The sequence below is a fragment of the Salmonella sp. 32100201201700099SM genome (genome assembly GCF_017572645.1).
Classification (GTDB): domain Bacteria; phylum Pseudomonadota; class Gammaproteobacteria; order Enterobacterales; family Enterobacteriaceae; genus Salmonella; species Salmonella enterica.
On record NZ_JAGERQ010000004.1, the window covers coordinates 179876 to 200084 of the forward strand.

Here is a 20209-nt window from a genome sequence, read left to right on the forward strand (position 1 = left end):
GAATAAATTGATTTTATTTCTCACTTTTCATTCTATTTTCATCAGGAATCCCTGTGTCCTGTGCGGTAATCTGCTGCTATCGAGAACGACAGACATCGCTAACAGTATATATGGAAACATCAAAAGAGAAGACGATAACAAGCCCAGGGCCATACATAGTTCGATTACTTAACAGCTCACTGAACGGCTGTGAGTTTCCATTGCTGACAGGCCGAACACTCTTTGTGGTAGGTCAGAGTGATGCGCTCACTGCTTCAGGCCAACTCCCTGATATACCTGCCGATAGCTTTTTTATCCCGCTGGACCATGGCGGAGTAAATTTTGAAATCCAGGTGGATACGGATGCGACCGAAATTATACTCCATGAGCTGAAAGAAGGAAATTCTGAATCTCGTTCGGTGCAATTAAATACGCCAATACAGGTCGGTGAATTGCTTATCCTGATTCGCCCGGAAAGCGAGCCGTGGGTGCCCGAGCAGCCTGAGAAGTTAGAAACGTCTGCAAAAAAGAACGAGCCGCGTTTTAAAAACGGAATTGTAGCAGCACTGGCCGGGTTTTTTATATTGGGAATTGGGACGGTGGGGACGTTATGGATACTTAACTCGCCGCAGCGGCAGGCCGCAGAGCTCGATTCGTTATTGGGGCAGGAGAAGGAGCGCTTTCAGGTGTTGCCAGGACGGGACAAAATGCTCTATGTCGCTGCGCAAAATGAAAGAGATACGCTGTGGGCTCGTCAGGTTTTAGCGAGGGGCGATTATGATAAAAATGCGCGAGTGATTAACGAAAACGAAGAAAATAAGCGTATCTCTACCTGGCTGGATACCTATTATCCGCAGCTGGCTTATTATCGGCTTCATTTCGATGAGCCGCGTAAACCCGTTTTCTGGCTAAGCCGCCAGCGAAACACGATGAGCAAGAAAGAGCTCGAGGTGTTAAGTCAAAAGCTGAGAGCGCTAATGCCTTACGCGGATTCGGTTAACATCACGTTGATGGACGATGTTACCGCCGCAGGCCAGGCGGAAGCGGGGCTAAAACAGCAGGCGTTACCTTATTCCCGCAGGAATCATAAGGGGGGCGTAACGTTTGTTATTCAGGGGGCGCTCGATGATGTAGAAATACTCAGAGCCCGTCAATTTGTCGATAGCTATTACCGCACATGGGGAGGACGCTATGTGCAGTTTGCGATCGAATTAAAAGATGACTGGCTCAAGGGACGCTCATTTCAGTACGGGGCGGAAGGTTATATCAAAATGAGCCCAGGCCATTGGTATTTCCCAAGCCCACTTTAATTTAACGCAAATAAGGAAGTCATTATGCCAACACCTTGGTCAGGCTATCTGGATGAAGTTTCAGCAAAATTTGATACGGGCGTTGATGATCTACAAACGCAGGTAACAGAGGCGCTGGATAAATTAGCAGCAAAACCCTCCGATCCGGCGCTACTGGCGGCGTATCAGAGTAAGCTCTCGGAATATAACTTGTACCGTAACGCGCAATCGAACACGGTAAAAGTCTTTAAGGATATTGATGCTGCCATTATTCAGAACTTCCGTTAATCAGTTATAAGGTGGATTATGTCGATTGCAACTATTGTCCCTGAGAATGCCGTTATAGGGCAGGCGGTCAATATCAGGTCTATGGAAACGGACATTGTCTCGCTGGATGACCGGCTACTCCAGGCTTTTTCTGGTTCGGCGATTGCCACGGCTGTGGATAAACAGACGATTACCAACAGGATTGAGGACCCTAATCTGGTGACGGATCCTAAAGAGCTGGCTATTTCGCAAGAGATGATTTCAGATTATAACCTGTATGTTTCTATGGTCAGTACCCTTACTCGTAAAGGAGTCGGGGCTGTTGAAACGCTATTACGCTCATGATTCGTCGATATCTATATACTTTTCTGCTGGTAATGACCCTTGCCGGCTGTAAGGATAAGGATCTTTTAAAAGGACTGGACCAGGAACAGGCTAATGAGGTCATTGCCGTTCTGCAAATGCACAATATAGAGGCGAATAAAATTGATAGCGGAAAATTGGGCTATAGCATTACCGTTGCTGAGCCTGATTTTACCGCTGCGGTGTACTGGATTAAAACTTATCAGCTTCCTCCCCGGCCACGGGTGGAAATAGCGCAGATGTTCCCGGCGGATTCGCTGGTATCGTCTCCGCGAGCTGAAAAGGCCAGGTTATATTCGGCTATTGAACAGCGACTGGAACAGTCATTACAGACGATGGAGGGCGTGCTCTCCGCCAGGGTCCATATTAGTTATGATATTGATGCTGGTGAAAATGGCCGCCCGCCAAAACCTGTTCATCTGTCGGCATTAGCCGTATATGAACGAGGTTCGCCGCTTGCGCATCAGATCAGCGATATCAAGCGTTTCTTAAAGAATAGTTTTGCCGATGTGGATTATGACAACATTTCTGTTGTGTTGTCAGAACGTTCTGATGCCCAATTACAGGCTCCCGGCACACCAGTAAAACGTAATTCTTTTGCAACCAGTTGGATTGTGTTGATTATTTTGTTATCCGTGATGTCAGCAGGCTTTGGCGTCTGGTATTACAAAAACCATTATGCCCGCAATAAGAAAGGCATAACGGCTGATGATAAGGCGAAATCGTCAAATGAATAGGCAGCCATTACCCATTATCTGGCAAAGAATCATTTTTGATCCGTTATCGTATATCCATCCTCAGCGGTTGCAGATAGCGCCGGAAATGATTGTCAGACCCGCCGCCAGGGCGGCGGCAAATGAGTTAATACTGGCGGCATGGCGGCTTAAGAACGGAGAAAAGGAGTGTATTCAAAACTCACTGACGCAGCTGTGGCTGCGTCAGTGGCGCCGACTGCCGCAAGTAGCGTATTTACTCGGTTGCCATAAACTGAGAGCCGATCTGGCAAGGCAGGGGGCCTTGCTTGGCCTGCCGGATTGGGCGCAAGCATTTTTGGCAATGCATCAGGGAACAAGTTTATCTGTCTGCAATAAGGCGCCGAATCACCGGTTTTTACTTAGCGTCGGATATGCACAGTTAAATGCCCTAAATGAATTTTTACCTGAATCTTTAGCACAGCGTTTTCCTTTGCTTTTTCCTCCATTTATTGAGGAGGCATTGAAGCAGGATGCTGTAGAAATGTCAATTTTGCTACTGGCCTTACAATATGCTCAAAAATATCCCAATACCGTCCCCGCTTTCGCCTGTTGAGGGGATACTGATAAAGCGTAAAACGCTGGAACGTTATTTCTCTATTGAAAGATTAGAACAGCAGGCGCATCAACGGGCTAAGCGTATTTTGCGAGAGGCGGAAGAAGAGGCAAAGACCTTGCGGATGTACGCCTATCAGGAAGGTTACGAGCAGGGAATGATAGACGCGTTACAGCAGGTCGCCGCTTATCTTACTGATAATCAGACAATGGCCTGGAAGTGGATGGAAAAAATACAGATTTATGCCCGCGAGTTATTTTCAGCTGCGGTCGACCATCCCGAAACGCTTTTAACCGTCCTGGATGAGTGGCTAAGGGATTTCGATAAGCCTGAGGGGCAACTTTTTTTAACACTGCCAGTTAATGCGAAAAAAGATCACCAAAAACTGATGGTGTTGCTTATGGAGAACTGGCCAGGCACTTTTAATCTTAAATATCATCAGGAACAGCGCTTTATCATGAGTTGCGGCGATCAGATCGCAGAATTTTCACCTGAACAATTTGTTGAAACAGCAGTAGGCGTCATTAAGCATCATCTTGATGAACTTCCACAAGACTGCCGGACGATTTCTGATAACGCCATTAACGCACTTATTGATGAATGGAAGACAAAAACGCAAGCATTGTAAAATGGAGGTTATAAGGTGATACCGGGTACGATTCCGACTTCTTATTTGGTCCCGACAGCAGATACTGAAGCGACGGGTGTGGTTTCGTTGAGTGCCAGGGCCGCTATGCTGAATAATGTGGATAGCGCGCCTTTAAGCAATGGCGGCGACGTTGATCTTTATGATGCATTCTACCAACGACTTTTGGCGCTTCCTGAGTCAGCCTCTTCTGAAACGCTTAAAGATAGCATTTATCAAGAGATGAATGCCTTCAAAGATCCTAAAAGTGGTGATTCGGCTTTTGTTTCTTTTGAGCAGCAAACGGCTATGCTACAAAACATGTTAGCAAAAGTTGAACCGGGCACCCATTTATATGAGGCTTTAAACGGGGTATTAGTTGGTACAATGAATGCACAGTCACAAATGACCTCCTGGATGCAGGAGATTATTTTATCGGGCGGGGAAAACAAAGAGGCAATTGACTGGTGAGCCCCCCATTGCTGGCGATTTGTGATAAGGTATGGTGTATATATCAGCAAATAATGCAGAAAATGCACCATGCCAGTGTATCTATCTTATTGATGTATATGGATTATTAAGGTATCTGCCAGGCGTTTTATTCTGAAAGGATTATATTAATATTGTAAGCTTTTATTACAAAATTGTGCATAAAGTTTGTAAGGGTATCTTTTTGTGACGAAATGAACGCGCTTTGGAATGTAATTATTGGCTATAATAATAAAAAAATCGGATTTAAATCATCTCTGTGAGTTTTAATTATTTGTTTATAAGAATATAACGATTTTGAGTTCCTTATAGCACACAGGATAAAATATGGTATTGCCTTCAATGAATAAATCAGTTGAGGCCATTAGCAATAATCACCTTCAACAACCGAACAAATTTCCATTAATAAATGGATTAGCTGACGTAAGAGACTATTATGTCGCAAACTGCTTATTGTTTAAACTTAATAAAGGCAGTTTGCGAATTGAAAACGAATTTGGGGAGTTCATCGAACAATCTGCGCCGTGTTTATTTTTATTGGAAAAAGATCAAACAATCACGCTTAGTATGAGCGAAATAGAAGGACATATTGATTTTTCTTCACTGGAAGTTTCCTATGACTTAATGCAAAAATTCTACAAAGTTTTTTACAGTACAAGAAACTATAATGATCGAGAGCTATCATTAAAAACGAAACCAAAGTATTTTTTTCATGCGGACTTGTTGCCAGGGATGAGTGATACTTTTGACTCTATTTTGCATGGTGTCGCATGTCCACGGGTTTGTAGTAATGTGAGTATTGATGATCATGATTATTCATATTTCTCATTGATGTATCTTATATCGGCATTTGTACGTAAGCCCGGTGGGTTTGATTTCCTTGAGCGAGCAATAAAAATTACAACAAAAGAGAAAGTTTATAACATTATTATCAGCGATCTCACCCGCAAATGGTCACAGGCTGAGGTGGCAGGAAAGCTGTTTATGAGCGTATCAAGTCTGAAGCGAAAACTGGCCGCTGAAGAGGTGAGTTTTAGCAAAATATACCTGGATGCTCGTATGAATCAGGCTATAAAATTATTACGTATGGGTGCTGGAAATATTTCACAAGTCGCGACGATGTGTGGCTATGATACGCCTTCTTATTTTATCGCTATTTTTAAACGGCATTTTAAGATTACACCGCTTAGCTTTATGCGTACAATGAACCATTGATTTGTGAAATTATTTTAAACGTTACTATCTGTTTGCGTTACAGATACCAAATATTTTTTTAATCGTAGTGTATATTTCAGTATCGCTACACCAGTGATATGTAGCTAATGAAAGGGAACCGAAAGCGTTCATTGTCAGACATACATGGCCACAAGGCGTCAGGCAATCGTTGTACTCTAAGAGATTACAGTAAAGTAAAACAGCAAATTTAATCATTATCAGATTTGTAAAAGGAATTCATTTCGGTAACGACATTGCGCATGTAATAACGTATCTGGTCTTATTACCTTTGTAGTAAGAAGGCGTTATCTACTTGCGCAGTAGTCGCCCAGGAAGAAAAATCATTACCGAAGCTGTGGTCAGTTTTCAAAAAAGGATAAATAAATGAGAAATGTAATTATATACGGTATTAACTGGACTAATTGTTATGCCCTTCAGTCTATTTTTAAGCAAAAATATCCGGAAAAGTGCGTTAAAACATGTAACTCATTAACCGCACTTTTGCATTCTCTATCTGATATGCCGGACGCCGGGCTGATTTTAGCTTTGAACCCGCATGAGCATGTTTATCTTTTTCATGCGTTGCAGGCGCGGTTGCAGAACCGTAAAGCTTTGGTAGTGGCAGATCGCTTGTATTATATCGATCGCTGTGTGCTGCAATATTTTGGCGTTATGGATTATGTTTTAAAAGACGAACTATCCTGCGCTATCCGCTCGGATCGAGAGAAGCTCCGTCTTCCGGAAGCCTGGCTGCGTTTCTGCCACAGGCCACAAAAGAAAACCGTGGCTGCTACGTATGCTTTTAATGCCGGCGAGACGCCGGAAGAGGTATTGTTTAATATCAATCAATACGCCTGGTGGAATCTACCTCCCGGTGTCACGCAGGCGAAATATGCGCTGCTGATATTATTATCCTCTGGACATCCGGCAATTGAACTGGCGAAAAAATTTGGTCTGGGAACAAAAACCGTCAGTATTTATCGTAAGAAGGTTATGTATCGTTTGGGGATGGACTCTTCACCGCTATCTCTGTTCCGGGGACTGAAACTAGACGCGCATTTACAGCGCACTGCTTTTGCACATAACCCTGCTGTACCTGACGATAATTGCGCGTTACCGATTGCAGTAGGAATGAATTAAACTATTTTTTATGTGACAATCATTCTCTTGTATTACGTGTAGTTATAAATTTATTTTTTGCTGGGATATTACAGATCTTGTGAGTAATAATCACATTATGCTGGGTTAGCCAAACTCTGAAAAAATTTCGAAACAGGAAAAACATGGGGAGTAAAGCAGCTTATCTTTACGCTTGTTGTAAAGAAATTTAAAGATAGCTGCTTACCATACTGACCAACAACAGATATAGGGTGGCTTTCTACTACAACTGTCGTATTTATTTTCTGAACGCTGCTGTTAAACTTGCGCCTCTGGTACGATTTCATTACGCCTGTCGCGCCATGTTGCGTAAATAAATACCGCAATAAACACGATGGCAAATAATACCACGATGGTCGGCGCTGGCGCACTATCAAGATAAAAAGACAGATAGACGCCCGTAAAAGCGGTAATAACTGACAGACTCACCGCTAATCCCAGCGCGCGCGCAAAGCGTCGCGTCAGCAAAATGGCAATTGCGCCGGGGGCGATAAGCAATGAAATCGACAGAATAATGCCCACCGATTTCAGCGTGGCGACGATAGTCAGCGCAATCATACATAGCAGGCCATAATGCAGTAGCGTGGTATTCAGCCCGCTGGCTTTCGCCTGGTGCGGGTCAAAAGCGTGTAGCAGGAGATCTTTCCATTTCAGCCCAATGACTAACGCAATACCCAGTGCAATAACTGACGTTTGTACGATATCCCCCAGCGATACGCCCAGCATATCCCCAAACAGGATGTGATCCAGATGCACTTCCGATTGAATAGAAACATAGAGCACCAGACCTGCGCCAAACATCCCGGAAAAGACGATGCCCATCACCGTATCACGTTTGATGCGGCTGTTATCGTCCAGATAGCCGGTGGCGATAGCGCAAAATAATCCGGCAATGAAAGCGCCAATCGCCAGGGGGATCCCCACAATATATGCCAGCACGACCCCGGGGAATACCGCATGACTCATTGCGTCGCCCATTAACGCCCAGCCTTTTAACACTAAAAACACGGACAGTAAGGCGCAGGGAATCGCCACAATGACCGAAACCATAAGGGCGTTCACCATAAAATCAAACTGAAAGGGTTCCAGTAACGTTGTTAAGAACATGTCGGCTCCTTCTGCAGGCGGGCGCGTCGACGGTTGGCTAACAGACCGTGTTTCGGGGCGAAAATAAAGGCAGTGATGAACAGTAAGGTTTGCATGACGACAATAATTCCGCCAGTGGCGCCATCCAGCCAGTAGCTAAGCCATGCGCCCAGAAAACTGGTCAGGCTGCCAATCACGACGGCAATTATGAGCAGACGTGGAAAACGGTCGGTGAGTAACCAGGCCGTCGCGCCCGGCGTGACGACGAGACAGATCACCAGGAACGCCCCAACGGTTTGCAGGGCCGCTACGGTAGAGACGGACAATAGAGTGAAAAACAACAGCTTCAGTCGACCCGGATTAAGCCCGATAGAACGCGCATGGGTCTCATCGAAAAAGACGACCATCAAATCTTTCCACTTTAACAGCAGAATCGTCAGCGAGACTGCGCCGATAATCGCCAGTTGCGCAATATCCGCTGGCGCGATCGCCAGCACGTTGCCGAGAATAATCGTCTGGATATTCACCGACATCGGATTGAGCGACACCATAAAAAGGCCGATGCCAAAAAAAGAGGAGAAGATAAGCCCGATAATCGCGTCTTCTTTCAGGCGTGAGCGTTGGTTAAGAAAGAGCATACTGCCTGCCGCCAGTCCGCCGGAAAGAAACGCGCCGAGCGAGAAGGGCAGCCCTAACATCCAGGCGCCAGCGACGCCAGGCACAATAGAGTGAGATAGCGCATCGCCAATGAGCGACCAGCCTTTGAGCATCAAATAGCAGGAGAGAAACGCGCACAGACCGCCCACCATCGCGGAGACCCACATCGCGTTGAGCATATACTGGTAGCCAAACGGCTCAACAAGCCAGTTCATGACGATTTTCCTCCGCTGGCCACGCGCCGGGAAATAAAGGGGCGCTCGTCATCGGTGATGATGTGCTCTTCGCCTCCGCTTAGCGCGATATGACGTAGAACGCCGCTAAACGCCTGTTCCAGATTCGCGGCGGTAAACGTGGTTTCGGTAGGGCCGCTGGCCAGTACGGTTCCTTTAATCATTACCGTATAGTCGCAAAACTCGGTGACGGAGCCGAGATTATGCGTTGAGACCAGCATCGTGCGGCCTTCATCGCGCAGTTCCCGCAGTAGATCGATGATTCGCGCTTCGGTTTTTACATCCACGCCGGTAAAAGGTTCATCCAGCAGGATTACCTGTCCATCCTGAGCGATGGCCCTGGCAAGAAACACACGTTTTTTCTGCCCGCCGGACAGCTCGCCAATCTGCCTGTGACGATACTCCTGCATATCTACCCGCGCCAGCGCGGCGTCAACACAGGCGTGATCATGCGCAGTGGGACGGCGTAGCCAGCCCATATGGCCGTAGCGTCCCATCATCACCACATCTTCTACCAGCACCGGAAATGACCAGTCCACTTCTTCTGATTGCGGAACATAAGCAATGAGGTTTTTTTTCAGCGCCTTGTTGACTGACTGTTGCAGGATAGTGATATCGCCCTGCGCAAGATGCACAAAGCCCATTAACGCTTTAAATAACGTAGACTTACCGGAACCATTTACGCCTACCAGCGCGGCGATTGAACCGCTAGGCACCTGAAAAGTGGCGTCCCGTAGGGCGGTATGACCGTTGCGATACGTCACCGTGACTTGATCAACGGTAATCGCAGATTGACTCATTGTTGACTCCTCAGTCCGTCGTTAATGCCGTTGACGATGGTTTCGGTCGTGACGCGCAGCAGATCCAGATAGGTTGGCACAGGGCCGTCAGCGGCGCTCAGAGAATCGACATACAGCACGCCGCCATAATGCGCGCCGGATTCACGCGCGACCTGGCGGGCCGGTTTATCGGAAACCGTACTCTCGCTAAAGATGGCGGGAATATGGTGCTTTTTAATGGTATCAATCACTTTACGCACCTGTTTTGGCGTCCCCTGTTGATCGGCGTTAATTGGCCAGAGATAAAGCTCTTTCATGTCGTTATCGCGCGCCAGGTAAGAGAACGCGCCTTCACTGGTGACCAGCCAGCGCTGATCGGCGGGAATTTTTTCCAGCTCGGCACGCAACGGATCGGCCATCTGGCGTATTTTCGCTTTATAGCGTTCGGCATTTTGCTTATAGATCTGCGCATTATCCGGATCGTACTTCACCAGGGCGTCGCGAATGTTATCGACATAAATCAGCGCGTTTTCTGCCGACATCCAGGCGTGCGGGTTCGGTTTACCGTTATACGGGCCTTCGGTAATGCCCATCGGTTTGACACCGGTGGAGACGACGACTTCCGGCACGCCGGAAAGGTGCTGATAAAAGCGGGCGAACCATCGCTCCAGGTTCAGACCATTCGCGAGGATAAGCTGTGCCCCCTGCGCTCGTTTAATATCGCCGGGCGTTGGCTGATACTCATGGATTTCAGCGCCGGGTTTGGTAATCGAGCTGACTTCCGCTGCGTCGCCCGCCACGTTTTTCGCCATGTCGGCAATAACGGTAAACGTGGTGATGACTTTAAATTTCTCTTTTGCATAGGCTGGCGATAGCGCGAGTATCGCGACAATACCGGCAATCAGGAGTGTTTTCAGACGATGTAGATTCGTCATAGTATCCCTCGCAACAATGTGGTTAATTAATCATCGAATATAGCCTTTGCTATGTTATATAGCACAAGGCATGAATAAATGAAAATAATTCTTATTTGCGTAATGGCGACGATATGCAGTGATAGTGCTAAAGAGGGATAAGATGTAAAATAAATGCGCCTTAATGTTCGGAGAGAGCACGATGCCTGGTAAACGTATCGCTCGTGAAAAACTGACGATCAAAAAAATGATCGCGCTGTATGAAAGCCAGTGCCCACAGGCGTCAGCGGTGCAGGGGCATTACGACGCGCTGTTCGCCTACGCGCAAAAACGTCTTGATAAATGCGTATTTGGCGAGGAAAAACCCGCCTGTAAGCAGTGCCCGGTGCACTGCTATCAGCCGGCTAAACGCGAGGAGATGAAGCAGATTATGCGTTGGGCAGGTCCGCGAATGCTTTGGCGGCATCCTGTCCTGACCGTGCGGCACCTTATCGACGATAAGCGCCCCGTTCCGGAATTGCCGGAAAAATATCAGCGCAAGAAGTGAAGGGGAAGCGCCAGGCCTACGGCGCGCATCATCTCCAGGCCGGATCAGATCCGGCAACCCGTTACGCTAACGCGTCTTTATCAATACCCAATCGCTTCATACGCGACAACAGGGTGGTTCGTTTAAGCCCCAGACGCTGCGCCGCGCCTTTTGGTCCAGCCACTACGCCATTGGTCTCTTTCAGCACGCGTATAATAAGCTGATATTCATCTTCGCCTTCTTTGGCGCTTTCAGTCGCAACAGGCGAGGTATCGGGTGTTACGGCGGTAATATCCGGCAGCGACAGTTGTAGCACATTGCCGCGCGTCAGCAGCACGGCGCGCTCGACGACATTCTCCAGCTCGCGAACGTTCCCCGGCCATTCCATGCTGCTGAGCGTGCGCAGCGTTTCAGCGGGAATGCTGTCGATATTACGCCCCATTCGGCGGGCGATTTTGAAGGTGAACGCTTTGACCAGTAGTGGAATATCTTCCGGACGTTCGCGTAACGGAGGAAGCTGGATCGGAAATACATTCAGCCGATAGTAGAGATCGTTACGGAATTCGCGATCGGCGACCATTTTTTCCAGATCGCGGTTAGTCGCGGCGATCAGCCGCACGTCGGTCTGGATCAGTTTATTGCTGCCGAGACGTTCAAACTCTTGCTCCTGAAGGACGCGCAGCAGCTTAGGCTGTAGCTCCAGCGGCATGTCGCCCACTTCATCCAGAAACAGCGAGCTTTTATCCGCCAGCTCGAAACGGCCAATCCGCTGCGCGCTGGCGCCGGTAAACGCGCCGCGCTCATGACCAAACAAATCGCTTTCCAGCAGCCCCGCCGGCATCGCGGCGCAGTTCATCTTTACCATCCTGCGTCCGCTACGTCCGCTCAGGTTGTGAATGGCGCGGGCAATCAACTCTTTACCGGTTCCCGTTTCGCCCAGAATCAGCACGGTACTGTCGCTCTGCGCCACCATCTCAACCTGCTTTAGCACGTTGTACATCGCTTCGCTGCGCCCGATGATCTCGCCAAACTCGCTGTCGACGTTATTAAGCTGCTCCGTGAGCGCCAGATTTTCGTCGACCAGGCGTTCCTTCAGACGGTGGATTTCCTGATAGGCCAGCGCATTATCCACGGCAATGGCTACCCGTTCGGCAATCTGACGCAGCAGCTTGAGGTTGGCGGTGGTAAACACTTTTTCTTCGCACTGGGCCAGTTTGAGCACGCCAAGCATCGTCTTGCCGGACATCAACGGCAGCAGGCAAAGCGTCTGGATCTGATTGCCCCAGGTATCGAACAGCATTCGTTCGTAGGGGGCAAGCGGATCGCGTTCGTTGAGGTTGATAAGCAGCATCTCTTTACTTTTAAAGACGCGCTCCGTGAGCGTGCCGGCTTCGTCGACTTCGCTCTGTTCGTGCGCCGGATGATGCTCATCAAGGTAGTGGGTGGAGTAGATATTCAGCTTATTTTTGCGATGGCTGCGCAACACGATGCTGATCGCGTCGATATTGAAATAGTGGTGGATCTCTTTTGCGACTTCGCTTACCAACTCATCAATATCCAGACGCGACAGGACGGCGTTGGTAATCGCAACCAGAATACGGAAGTTATCGCGTTCGCGGCACAACAGATCATAATCGACATTATTGTTTACCCGGTTTTGAATTTGCTCGGCGACCACGCCGACAATTTGGGTAAACGTATGCAGACGGTCATATTCCTTTTCACTCCAGGGGCGATCTTCCTGACGGATGAATTCGCAGCCGCCGAAAATACGGCCCTCCGCGGCTAAAGGAAGCAGACAGCAATGACCAAATTCAGGGTAGAGGCCGCTCGCGGCAAGCTGCGGCCAGGTTTCGGTAAACTCATGGAAATTACAGTGCAATGCATCGGGGCGAGAAAGGATGCGACGTACCGGGCCGTGCGCCAGTACGGTTTCATCTTCATATTCAACAGGACGGCCATTTTCTCGCGTCGCATAATATTGTGCGCGTTGCGACTGCGCCTGCCATAGCACAATGCCGGCGCTGTCGGCGAGCGCTGAACGCTTTACCAGTTGCGAAAGCGCTTCACTGAGCGACGCCAAATCGGGCTGCTGCAATAAGGTACGAGTGATATCGAACAAGCCTTGCTGTCCAAGATCGCTCATGGGTGTATACGACATGTTGCTTTTCCAGGAAAATACCGCAAAACGGTGCGAAAACGGTAAATGAATTATAGGTATAAGTCGTAAGTTATTGCCGGATGGCTGACCGCAAACTCGCTGGTCACACACTCCGTAGGCCTGATAAGCAAAGCGCCATCAGGCGTTAATGCAGCGTTAATGCCGGATCTCGCCGCAAATGCGTCTTATCCGGCCTACAGTATGCTGCCAACAGGCTGCTAGCATATACGAGGTAATGGTTCGGCGTGTGGCAAATCAAGGGTTCGCTTCACGCCATAGAGTCCGGCTAAGCGAACGCCTTTGCGTTCCACGACTTCGCCAATCAGCGCCGCATCACGTCCCAGCGGATGCGCGCGTAATGCCGCCAACGCCCGATCTGCGGCCTGCCGTTCAACGGCAATCACCAGTTTTCCTTCGTTGGCAAAGTTCAGGGCATCCAGCCCCAACAGCTCGCAGACGCCGCGCACGGCAGGTTTGAGCGGCAGTGCGGATTCGGACAATTCAATACCGTAACCGCAGGACGCCGCAAACTCATGGGCGACCGCATTCACGCCGCCGCGCGTGGCGTCACGCAATGCCTTCACTCCGTCAATATGACGCAACGTCTGAATAAGCGGCGTTAATACTGCGCAGTCGCTCGCCAGCTCGCCATCCAGTCCCAGTTGCTCACGCAGGTTGAGGATAGTGGCGCCGTGATCGCCAAGCGTACCGCTGACTAACAGCACATCGCCAACGCTCAGCGTTTGCGCGCCCCAGTGAATATCGGCGGGAATCGCCCCCATGCCGGCAGTGTTGATAAACAATTTATCCGCCGCGCCGCGCTGCACAACTTTGGTGTCGCCGGTTACAATGGCGATACCCGCTTCCCGTGCGGTCGCCGCCATGCTATTGACCACGCTTTTTAACGTCTCCATCGGCAGCCCTTCTTCAAGGATAAAGCCGCAGGAGAGATAGCGGGGGATCGCGCCGCTCACCGCAACGTCGTTCGCCGTACCGCAAATCGCCAGTTTGCCGATATTGCCGCCGGGGAAAAAGAGCGGATCGATCACATAGCTATCGGTAGAAAACGCCAGACGGTCGCCCTCCGCCGTCAGTTGCGCCAGCTCCAGACGCGCCTGATCTTCTTGTTCCGCCAGCCACGGGTTGGCAAAGGCCTCCATAAACAGGCTATTAATCAACTGTTGCATAGCCTGGCCGCCGCTGCCGTGGGCGAGTTGTATATTGTTCAAACTTCACACTCCTGCTGACGATACTGATACCAGGCGGCGCATGCGCCTTCGGAAGAGACCATCAGCGCGCCGAACGCGGTCTCTGGATTACATGTTTTACCAAATAGCGGGCACTGATGCGGCTTGCATCTGCCGGTCAGCACTTCGCCGCAGCGGGCGCGCGGATCGTCATAGACCTGCTGTGGCGCTGGGCGGAAATGCGCTTCGGCGTCAAAGCGCTGATACTCCGGCGTCAGGTGGACGCCGGAGGATTCAATCACGCCCAGGCCGCGCCACTCGCTGTCGCCATTAACGCAGAACACATCGGCGATGGCCTGCTGCGCCAGCATGTTTCCGGCATCCGGCACCACGCGACGGTATTGGTTTTCAACCTGGCTTAGGGCCGCTATTTTCTGCTCAACCAGCATGACCACGCCTTGCAGTAGATCAAGCGGTTCGAATCCAGCCACCACCAGCGGGCGATGAAAATCGGCGGCGATAAACTGGTACGCCTCGGTGCCGATGACCATGCTGACGTGGCCTGGCGCAAGAAAGGCGTCAATGCCGTTGTCCGGCTGCTCCAGTAGGCTACGCAGCGTCGGGATCAGTGTAATGTGCTGGCAGAAAAAGTAGAAGTTTCGCACGTCACGCTGTTTTGCCTGCTGTAGCGTGATGGCGGTGGTCGGCATGGTGGTTTCAAAGCCCAGCCCGAAAAATACCACTTTGCGGGTCGGGTTATCCTGCGCCAGCTTCAGCGCGTCCATCGGAGAATAAACAATACGCACATCCGCGCCGCGCGCTTTAGCCTGCAACAGAGAACCCTGTTTCCCCGGCACGCGCATGGCATCGCCAAAGGTGCAGAAAATCACCTCCGGATGGCTGGCGATTTCCACGCAACTGTCGATGCGTCCCATTGGCAGCACGCAGACCGGACAACCGGGGCCGTGAATAAACTCCACGTTTTCGGGCAGTAACTGATCGAGACCAAATTTAAAAATCGCGTGGGTATGACCCCCGCAGACTTCCATAATGCGCAGCGGTCGTTCAGCAGTGTAAGGAAGAAGGGCGGCGCGTTCACGCAGGTGTTCAATGAGCTGCATTACCTGTTCCGGCGCACGGTACTCGTCAACAAAACGCATTATCTCTCCTCACCATACAGCAGTGCGCCGACGTCCGGCTCAACATCAAACATATTTTGTAGCGCGTCGAGCGTGTCGCGCGCTTCCGCTTCGTTAATGACGCTCATGGCGAATCCGACATGAACCAGCACCCACTGACCCAGACGCGGCTGACCGTTTTCATCACAACTGCCGACTAATGTGAGATCGACGTCGCGCTGAATGCCGCAGACGTCAACTTTTGCCTGATTGCCGTCAATGGCGCGGATTTGACCCGGAACGCCTATGCACATCGCTGCGCCTCCAGCCAGGCCAGCCACTGATCCATGCCTTCGCCGCTGGTGGCGGAAATCAGGATAATTTCAATCTCCGGGTTCACTTCACGCGCGCTGGCGATGCACTTCTCAACGTCAAAATTGAGGTAGGGCAGCAGATCGACTTTATTGAGCAGCATGAGCGACGCCGCGGCAAACATATGGGGATACTTCAGCGGCTTATCTTCACCTTCGGTCACGGAAAGCACTGCGACTTTATGCTTTTCGCCCAGATCGAAGCTGGCCGGGCAGACAAGATTTCCGACGTTTTCGATAAACAGAATACCGTGGTCATCCAGCGGCAGGCGCGGCGCGGCGTCGGCGATCATTTGCGCGTCAAGATGGCAGCCTTTACCGGTGTTGACCTGAATGGCGGGCGTGCCGGTAGCGCGGATGCGGGCGGCGTCGTTCACTGTCTGCTGGTCGCCTTCAATCACCGCGCACGGTACACGGTCTTTCAATTTCATCAGCGTTTCGGTCAGCAGGGTGGTTTTACCGGACCCGGGGCTGGACACCAGGTTGAGCACCAGTTGCTGGCGGGCGGCGAAACGGGCGCGGTTGCGCTCAGCCAGACGATTATTTTTGTCCAGCACGTCGATTTCAACCTCCAGCATCCGCCGCTGACTCATACCAGGCGCGTGGGTTCCGGCTTCGCCGTGGCCGTAATGCAGATCGCCTTCTGCGGTCTGACTTGGGGTAAAGTCAGGCGTTTTAATGCCGGTAATATTCAGCGCCGGGCGAGCCGCTGGGGCAAAGGGCGCGCTACGAAACGCTGAGTGCGGATTATGTTCATCGCCTTCTATATAAAGGTTGCCTTCAGCGCAACCGCAAGTCGTACACATCGCTTACTCCTGATCTTCTTCTTGTTACAGGCTTTCTGCCGGATGGCGACGCGAGCGTCTTATCCGGCATTAATCTTCAGTTTCATCAATCTCTATGCGCCGAATTTGTAAGCCGTCATCGGCCACAATTCGCAGCGTATCGCTATGACATTGCGGACAACGACGTACACGGTGGGTTAACAACGTGACATATTGTTGACAATGCTCACACCAGCATTCGGCTTCCTGTTCTTCGAGGTGCAGTTTACAACCTTCTGCTATCGTGCCGCGGCATACCAGATCAAAACAAAAGGAAAGAGCGCTGGTTTCCACGCAAGAAAATGCGCCAATTTTGATCCAGACGGCTGTCACACGTTTTGCACCGTATGCTGAAGCCTGTTGTTCAATCAATTCCAGTGCCCGTTGGCAGAGGGTGATTTCGTGCATATCGCCTCCCGTAGTGGTTGCCCCTGTAAAGCAATATTTATGCCAATATTTGTATCCCCTGGCAGGTTAATGTCGACGATGACGAAATGACATGTCGTCACCGCGTCGAAACGGCAGTAACTGTGCGCGTCTTCCATTAAAAACAATAAGTTAAAAATTGGCATGGAAAATGCTTAACGCAGGCATCTCTGTTAAACGGGTAACCTGACATGACTATTTGGGAAATAAGCGAAAAGGCCGATTACATCGCGCAACGGCATCGTCGCCTACAGGACCAGTGGCATATTTACTGCAACTCGCTGGTTCAGGGGATCACCCTCTCGAAAGCGCGCCTGCATCACGCAATGAGCTGCGCGCCGGAAAGGGATCTTTGCTTTGTCCTGTTTGAGCACTTTCGTATTTACGTCGCGTTGGCGGATGGTTTTAACAGCCACACCATTGAGTACTACGTTGAAACCAAAGATGGCGAAGATAAGCAATTGATTGCACAGGCGCAGCTCGATATCGACGGCAAGGTTGACGAACGGGTTAACAACCGCGATCGCGAGCAGGTGCTGGAGCACTATCTGGAAAAAATCGCCAGCGTTTACGACAGCCTCTATACCGCTGTAGAAACCAACTCGCCGGTTAATTTGCGCCAATTGGTAAAGGGACACAGCCCGGCTGTATAAGCCTGAGGCGTTGCCCGCTTTGATTCGCGATATGGCGTTGCGCCATGTCATGAATGTTTTGGGGATGGGCGTGTCGATAAGTGTCGAAAATGACATTTCAACGGCATGTTTTCGTCAAAAATGACAATCACCTGAGGAATGCCTGGTGAATCGTTTTGTAATTGCTGACTCCACTCTCTGTATCGGCTGCCACACCTGTGAGGCCGCCTGTTCAGAGACGCATCGCCAGCATGGCCTGCAGTCAATGCCGCGCCTGAAAGTGATGCTGAATGAAAAAGAATCTGCGCCGCAGCTCTGTCACCACTGTGAAGATGCGCCATGCGCCACGGTATGCCCGGTTAACGCGATTAATCGCGTTGACGGCGCTGTCCAGCTTAATGAAAGCCTGTGCGTGAGCTGCAAACTGTGCGGTATTGCCTGTCCGTTTGGCGCTATTGAGTTTTCCGGCAGCCGTCCGCTGCATATTCCGGCGAACGCCAATACGCCGAAAGCGCCGCCCGCGCCGCCAGCGCCTGCGCGCGTCAGTACGTTGCTCGACTGGGTGCCGGGCGTGCGCGCTATCGCGGTGAAATGCGACCTGTGCAGCTTTGACGAGCAAGGCCTGGCCTGTGTGCGGATGTGCCCGACTAAAGCGCTACACCTGGTGGAGAACACGGATATCGCCCGCGCCAGCAAACGTAAACGTGAGCTGACGTTTAATACCGATTTTGGCGATCTCACCTTGTTTCAGCAGGCTCAGAGTGGGGATGCATAATGAGTTCACTTTCACTGATTACTAGCGGCGTCGCGTGGTTTGCCGCCGCCGCCGTTCTGGCGTTTCTGTTTTCGTTTCATAAAGCGCTGAGCGGCTGGATTGCCGGTATCGGCGGCGCGGTCGGCAGCCTGTGTACGGCAGGCGCGGGGTTCACCGCGCTGACCAGCGCCGTTACGGTTAGCGGCGTGATGCCGTTTACCGGTCACATGCTGCAAATTACGCCGCTGAATGCTATCTGGCTGATTACGCTGGGGCTGTGCGGTCTGTTCGTCAGCCTGTTCAATATCGACTGGCATCGCCATCCACAGGTAAAAGCCAACGGACTGTTGATCAACCTGCTGATGGCGGCAGCCGTCTGCGCTGTGGTCGCCAGTAATCTGGGGACGATGGTGGTGATGGCTGAAATCATGGCGCTCTGCGCCGTGTTCCTTACCGGCGGTAGCAAAGAGGGCAAACTGTGGTTTGTGCTGGGCCGTCTCGGTACGCTGCTGCTGGCAATCGCCTGCTGGCTGGTGTGGCAGCGCTACGGCACGCTGGATCTGGGGCTGCTGGATCAACGCGCTCAGCAACTGCCGCTGGGCTCCGATATCTGGCTGCTCGGCGTTATCGGTTTTGGTCTGCTGGCCGGGATTATCCCGCTACACGGTTGGGTGCCGCAGGCGCACGCCAACGCCAGCGCTCCCGCCGCCGCGCTGTTCTCGACCGTGGTGATGAAAATCGGGCTGCTGGGCATTCTCTCGCTATCTCTGCTTGGCGGCAATGCGCCACTGTGGTGGGGCGTGGCGCTGTTGGTGCTTGGGATGATCACCGCCTTTGTCGGCGGTCTGTACGCGCTGATGGAGCATAACATTCAGCGCCTGCTGGCCTATCACACGCTGGAAAATATCGGCATCATTTTGCTCGGTCTGGGCGCAGGCGTTACCGGGATTGCTCTCAATCAGCCGGTACTGATCGCGCTGGGTCTGACCGGCGGGCTCTATCATCTGCTGAACCATAGCCTGTTCAAAAGCGTGCTGTTTCTGGGCGCGGGCAGCATCTGGTTCCGTACCGGTCATCGCGACATCGAAAAACTGGGCGGTATTGGTAAACGGATGCCGGTTATTTCTATCGCCATGCTGGTCGGTCTGATGGCGATGGCGGCGCTGCCGCCGCTGAACGGCTTTGCCGGCGAGTGGGTGATTTACCAGTCCTTCTTCAAACTGGGCAACAGCGGCGCGTTTGTTGGTCGTCTGTTAGGACCGCTGCTGGCGGTTGGCCTGGCGATTACCGGCGCGCTGGCGGTGATGTGTATGGCGAAAGTTTACGGCGTGACGTTCCTTGGCGCGCCGCGCACGAAGGAAGCTGAAAATGCCAGCTGCGCGCCGATCCTGATGGGCGTCAGCGTGGTGGCATTGGCGATTTGCTGCGTGATTGGCGGGGTTGCCGCGCCGTGGCTGCTGCCGATGATTTCCACTGCGGTACCGTTGCCGCTGGAAACCGCGCACACCACCGTATCGCAGCCGATGATCACGCTGCTGTTGGTCGCCTGTCCGCTACTGCCGTTCATCATTATGGCGATGTTCAAAGGCAACCGTCTGCCGTCGCGTTCTCGCGGCGCGGCCTGGGTGTGCGGCTACGACCATGAGCAGTCGATGGTGATTACCGCGCACGGTTTCGCCATGCCGGTGAAAGAGGCCTTTGCCCCGGTACTCAAATTGCGTAAATGGCTGAACCCGGTATCGCTGGTGCCGGGCTGGCAGAACGCGGCGGCCGCGGTGCTGTTCCGTCGTCTGGCGCTGATTGAGCTGGCGGTGCTGGTGGTGATTGTGGTTTCACGAGGAGCCTGAA

Annotated in this window: 23 protein-coding genes; 13 read left to right on the top strand and 10 right to left on the bottom strand. The window is 51.3% G+C overall.

The features are described from left to right. Positions 1-110: 110 nt before the first annotated feature. From prgH to sprB, 9 genes are all read left to right on the top strand, one after another. Complete coding sequence (gene prgH, locus J4685_RS08220; RefSeq protein ID WP_000450196.1) at positions 111-1289, top strand: type III secretion system inner membrane ring protein PrgH; 1179 nt, start codon at positions 111-113, stop codon at positions 1287-1289. Between the two features lie 24 nt (positions 1290-1313). Then, positions 1314-1556, top strand: coding sequence for a type III secretion system needle filament protein PrgI (prgI, locus tag J4685_RS08225; RefSeq protein WP_001143112.1), 243 nt, complete (start codon positions 1314-1316; stop codon positions 1554-1556). An 18-nt stretch (positions 1557-1574) separates the two neighbouring features. Next, on the top strand, positions 1575-1880 hold the full coding sequence (gene prgJ / locus J4685_RS08230) for a type III secretion system inner rod protein PrgJ (protein WP_000020431.1): 306 nt from the start codon (positions 1575-1577) through the stop codon (positions 1878-1880). Beyond that, positions 1877-2635, top strand: coding sequence for a type III secretion system inner membrane ring lipoprotein PrgK (gene prgK, locus J4685_RS08235; protein WP_000621238.1), 759 nt, complete (start codon positions 1877-1879; stop codon positions 2633-2635). Before prgJ ends, prgK begins: the two co-directional genes overlap by 4 nt. Continuing rightward, positions 2607-3206: an oxygen-regulated invasion protein OrgA gene (gene orgA / locus J4685_RS08240; protein WP_001574876.1), complete on the top strand. Its 600-nt coding sequence runs from the start codon at positions 2607-2609 to the stop codon at positions 3204-3206. Before prgK ends, orgA begins: the two co-directional genes overlap by 29 nt. Next, the gene (gene orgB / locus J4685_RS08245; RefSeq protein ID WP_000916655.1) at positions 3163-3834 is read left to right on the top strand and encodes a type III secretion system linker protein OrgB; all 672 of its coding nucleotides are present in this window, start codon (positions 3163-3165) and stop codon (positions 3832-3834) included. The genes orgA and orgB overlap by 44 nt, the downstream gene beginning before the upstream one ends. Positions 3835-3849: 15 nt before the next feature. Beyond that, the gene (locus tag J4685_RS08250; RefSeq protein WP_000612177.1) at positions 3850-4302 is read left to right on the top strand and encodes a type III secretion system effector protein OrgC; all 453 of its coding nucleotides are present in this window, start codon (positions 3850-3852) and stop codon (positions 4300-4302) included. A gap of 345 nt (positions 4303-4647) precedes the next feature. Further along, complete coding sequence (gene hilC / locus J4685_RS08255; protein WP_000243998.1) at positions 4648-5535, top strand: invasion transcriptional regulator HilC; 888 nt, start codon at positions 4648-4650, stop codon at positions 5533-5535. Positions 5536-5919: 384 nt separating this feature from the next. Beyond that, positions 5920-6675 (top strand): transcriptional regulator SprB, encoded by a 756-nt coding sequence (sprB, locus tag J4685_RS08260; protein WP_001246660.1) that lies wholly within the window; start codon positions 5920-5922, stop codon positions 6673-6675. A 276-nt stretch (positions 6676-6951) separates the two neighbouring features. On the opposite strand, the gene sitD is transcribed toward sprB, so the two are convergent. From sitD to sitA, 4 genes are read right to left on the bottom strand one after another with little or no spacing between them, the layout of a single operon-like run. Then, positions 6952-7800, bottom strand: a complete 849-nt coding sequence (sitD, locus tag J4685_RS08265; RefSeq protein ID WP_000480212.1) for an iron/manganese ABC transporter permease subunit SitD — start codon at positions 7798-7800, stop codon at positions 6952-6954. Then, the gene (gene sitC, locus J4685_RS08270) at positions 7791-8651 is read right to left on the bottom strand and encodes an iron/manganese ABC transporter permease subunit SitC (RefSeq protein ID WP_001104331.1); all 861 of its coding nucleotides are present in this window, start codon (positions 8649-8651) and stop codon (positions 7791-7793) included. Before sitC ends, sitD begins: the two co-directional genes overlap by 10 nt. After that, entirely contained in the window at positions 8648-9469 is an 822-nt protein-coding gene (gene sitB / locus J4685_RS08275) for an iron/manganese ABC transporter ATP-binding protein SitB (RefSeq protein ID WP_000083166.1), read from the bottom strand. The genes sitC and sitB overlap by 4 nt, the downstream gene beginning before the upstream one ends. Then, complete coding sequence (sitA, locus tag J4685_RS08280; RefSeq protein ID WP_000182930.1) at positions 9466-10383, bottom strand: iron/manganese ABC transporter substrate-binding protein SitA; 918 nt, start codon at positions 10381-10383, stop codon at positions 9466-9468. Before sitA ends, sitB begins: the two co-directional genes overlap by 4 nt. A 181-nt stretch (positions 10384-10564) precedes the next feature. On the opposite strand from sitA, the gene J4685_RS08285 reads away from it, so the two are divergent. Next, positions 10565-10909 carry a nitrous oxide-stimulated promoter family protein gene (locus J4685_RS08285; RefSeq protein WP_001117938.1) on the top strand — a complete coding sequence of 115 codons (345 nt, stop codon included), beginning with the start codon at positions 10565-10567 and terminating at the stop codon, positions 10907-10909. Positions 10910-10970: 61 nt separating this feature from the next. On the opposite strand, the gene flhA is transcribed toward J4685_RS08285, so the two are convergent. The 6 genes from flhA to hypA all read right to left on the bottom strand — a co-directional run bounded on the left by flhA (position 10971) and on the right by hypA (position 16957). After that, positions 10971-13049, bottom strand: a complete 2079-nt coding sequence (gene flhA / locus J4685_RS08290) for a formate hydrogenlyase transcriptional activator FlhA (protein ID WP_000122688.1) — start codon at positions 13047-13049, stop codon at positions 10971-10973. Between the two features lie 218 nt (positions 13050-13267). Then, on the bottom strand, positions 13268-14278 hold the full coding sequence (gene hypE / locus J4685_RS08295) for a hydrogenase expression/formation protein HypE (RefSeq protein ID WP_001059959.1): 1011 nt from the start codon (positions 14276-14278) through the stop codon (positions 13268-13270). Further along, positions 14275-15396: a hydrogenase formation protein HypD gene (gene hypD, locus J4685_RS08300; protein WP_001212958.1), complete on the bottom strand. Its 1122-nt coding sequence runs from the start codon at positions 15394-15396 to the stop codon at positions 14275-14277. The genes hypE and hypD overlap by 4 nt, the downstream gene beginning before the upstream one ends. After that, positions 15396-15668: a hydrogenase 3 maturation protein HypC gene (gene hypC / locus J4685_RS08305; RefSeq protein ID WP_000334871.1), complete on the bottom strand. Its 273-nt coding sequence runs from the start codon at positions 15666-15668 to the stop codon at positions 15396-15398. Before hypC ends, hypD begins: the two co-directional genes overlap by 1 nt. Continuing rightward, on the bottom strand, positions 15659-16531 hold the full coding sequence (hypB, locus tag J4685_RS08310) for a hydrogenase nickel incorporation protein HypB (protein ID WP_000337646.1): 873 nt from the start codon (positions 16529-16531) through the stop codon (positions 15659-15661). The genes hypC and hypB overlap by 10 nt, the downstream gene beginning before the upstream one ends. 69 nt (positions 16532-16600) lie before the next feature. Then, the gene (hypA, locus tag J4685_RS08315) at positions 16601-16957 is read right to left on the bottom strand and encodes a hydrogenase maturation nickel metallochaperone HypA (RefSeq protein WP_000544461.1); all 357 of its coding nucleotides are present in this window, start codon (positions 16955-16957) and stop codon (positions 16601-16603) included. Between the two features lie 209 nt (positions 16958-17166). Here hypA and hycA point away from each other — a divergent pair, with 209 nt between their 5' ends. From hycA to hycC, 3 genes are all read left to right on the top strand, one after another. Next, the gene (hycA, locus tag J4685_RS08320) at positions 17167-17628 is read left to right on the top strand and encodes a formate hydrogenlyase regulator HycA (RefSeq protein ID WP_000158074.1); all 462 of its coding nucleotides are present in this window, start codon (positions 17167-17169) and stop codon (positions 17626-17628) included. A gap of 145 nt (positions 17629-17773) precedes the next feature. Continuing rightward, the gene (hycB, locus tag J4685_RS08325) at positions 17774-18382 is read left to right on the top strand and encodes a formate hydrogenlyase subunit HycB (protein WP_001079161.1); all 609 of its coding nucleotides are present in this window, start codon (positions 17774-17776) and stop codon (positions 18380-18382) included. Then, on the top strand, positions 18382-20208 hold the full coding sequence (gene hycC, locus J4685_RS08330; protein ID WP_000097048.1) for a formate hydrogenlyase subunit 3: 1827 nt from the start codon (positions 18382-18384) through the stop codon (positions 20206-20208). Before hycB ends, hycC begins: the two co-directional genes overlap by 1 nt. Position 20209: the final 1 nt, after the last annotated feature.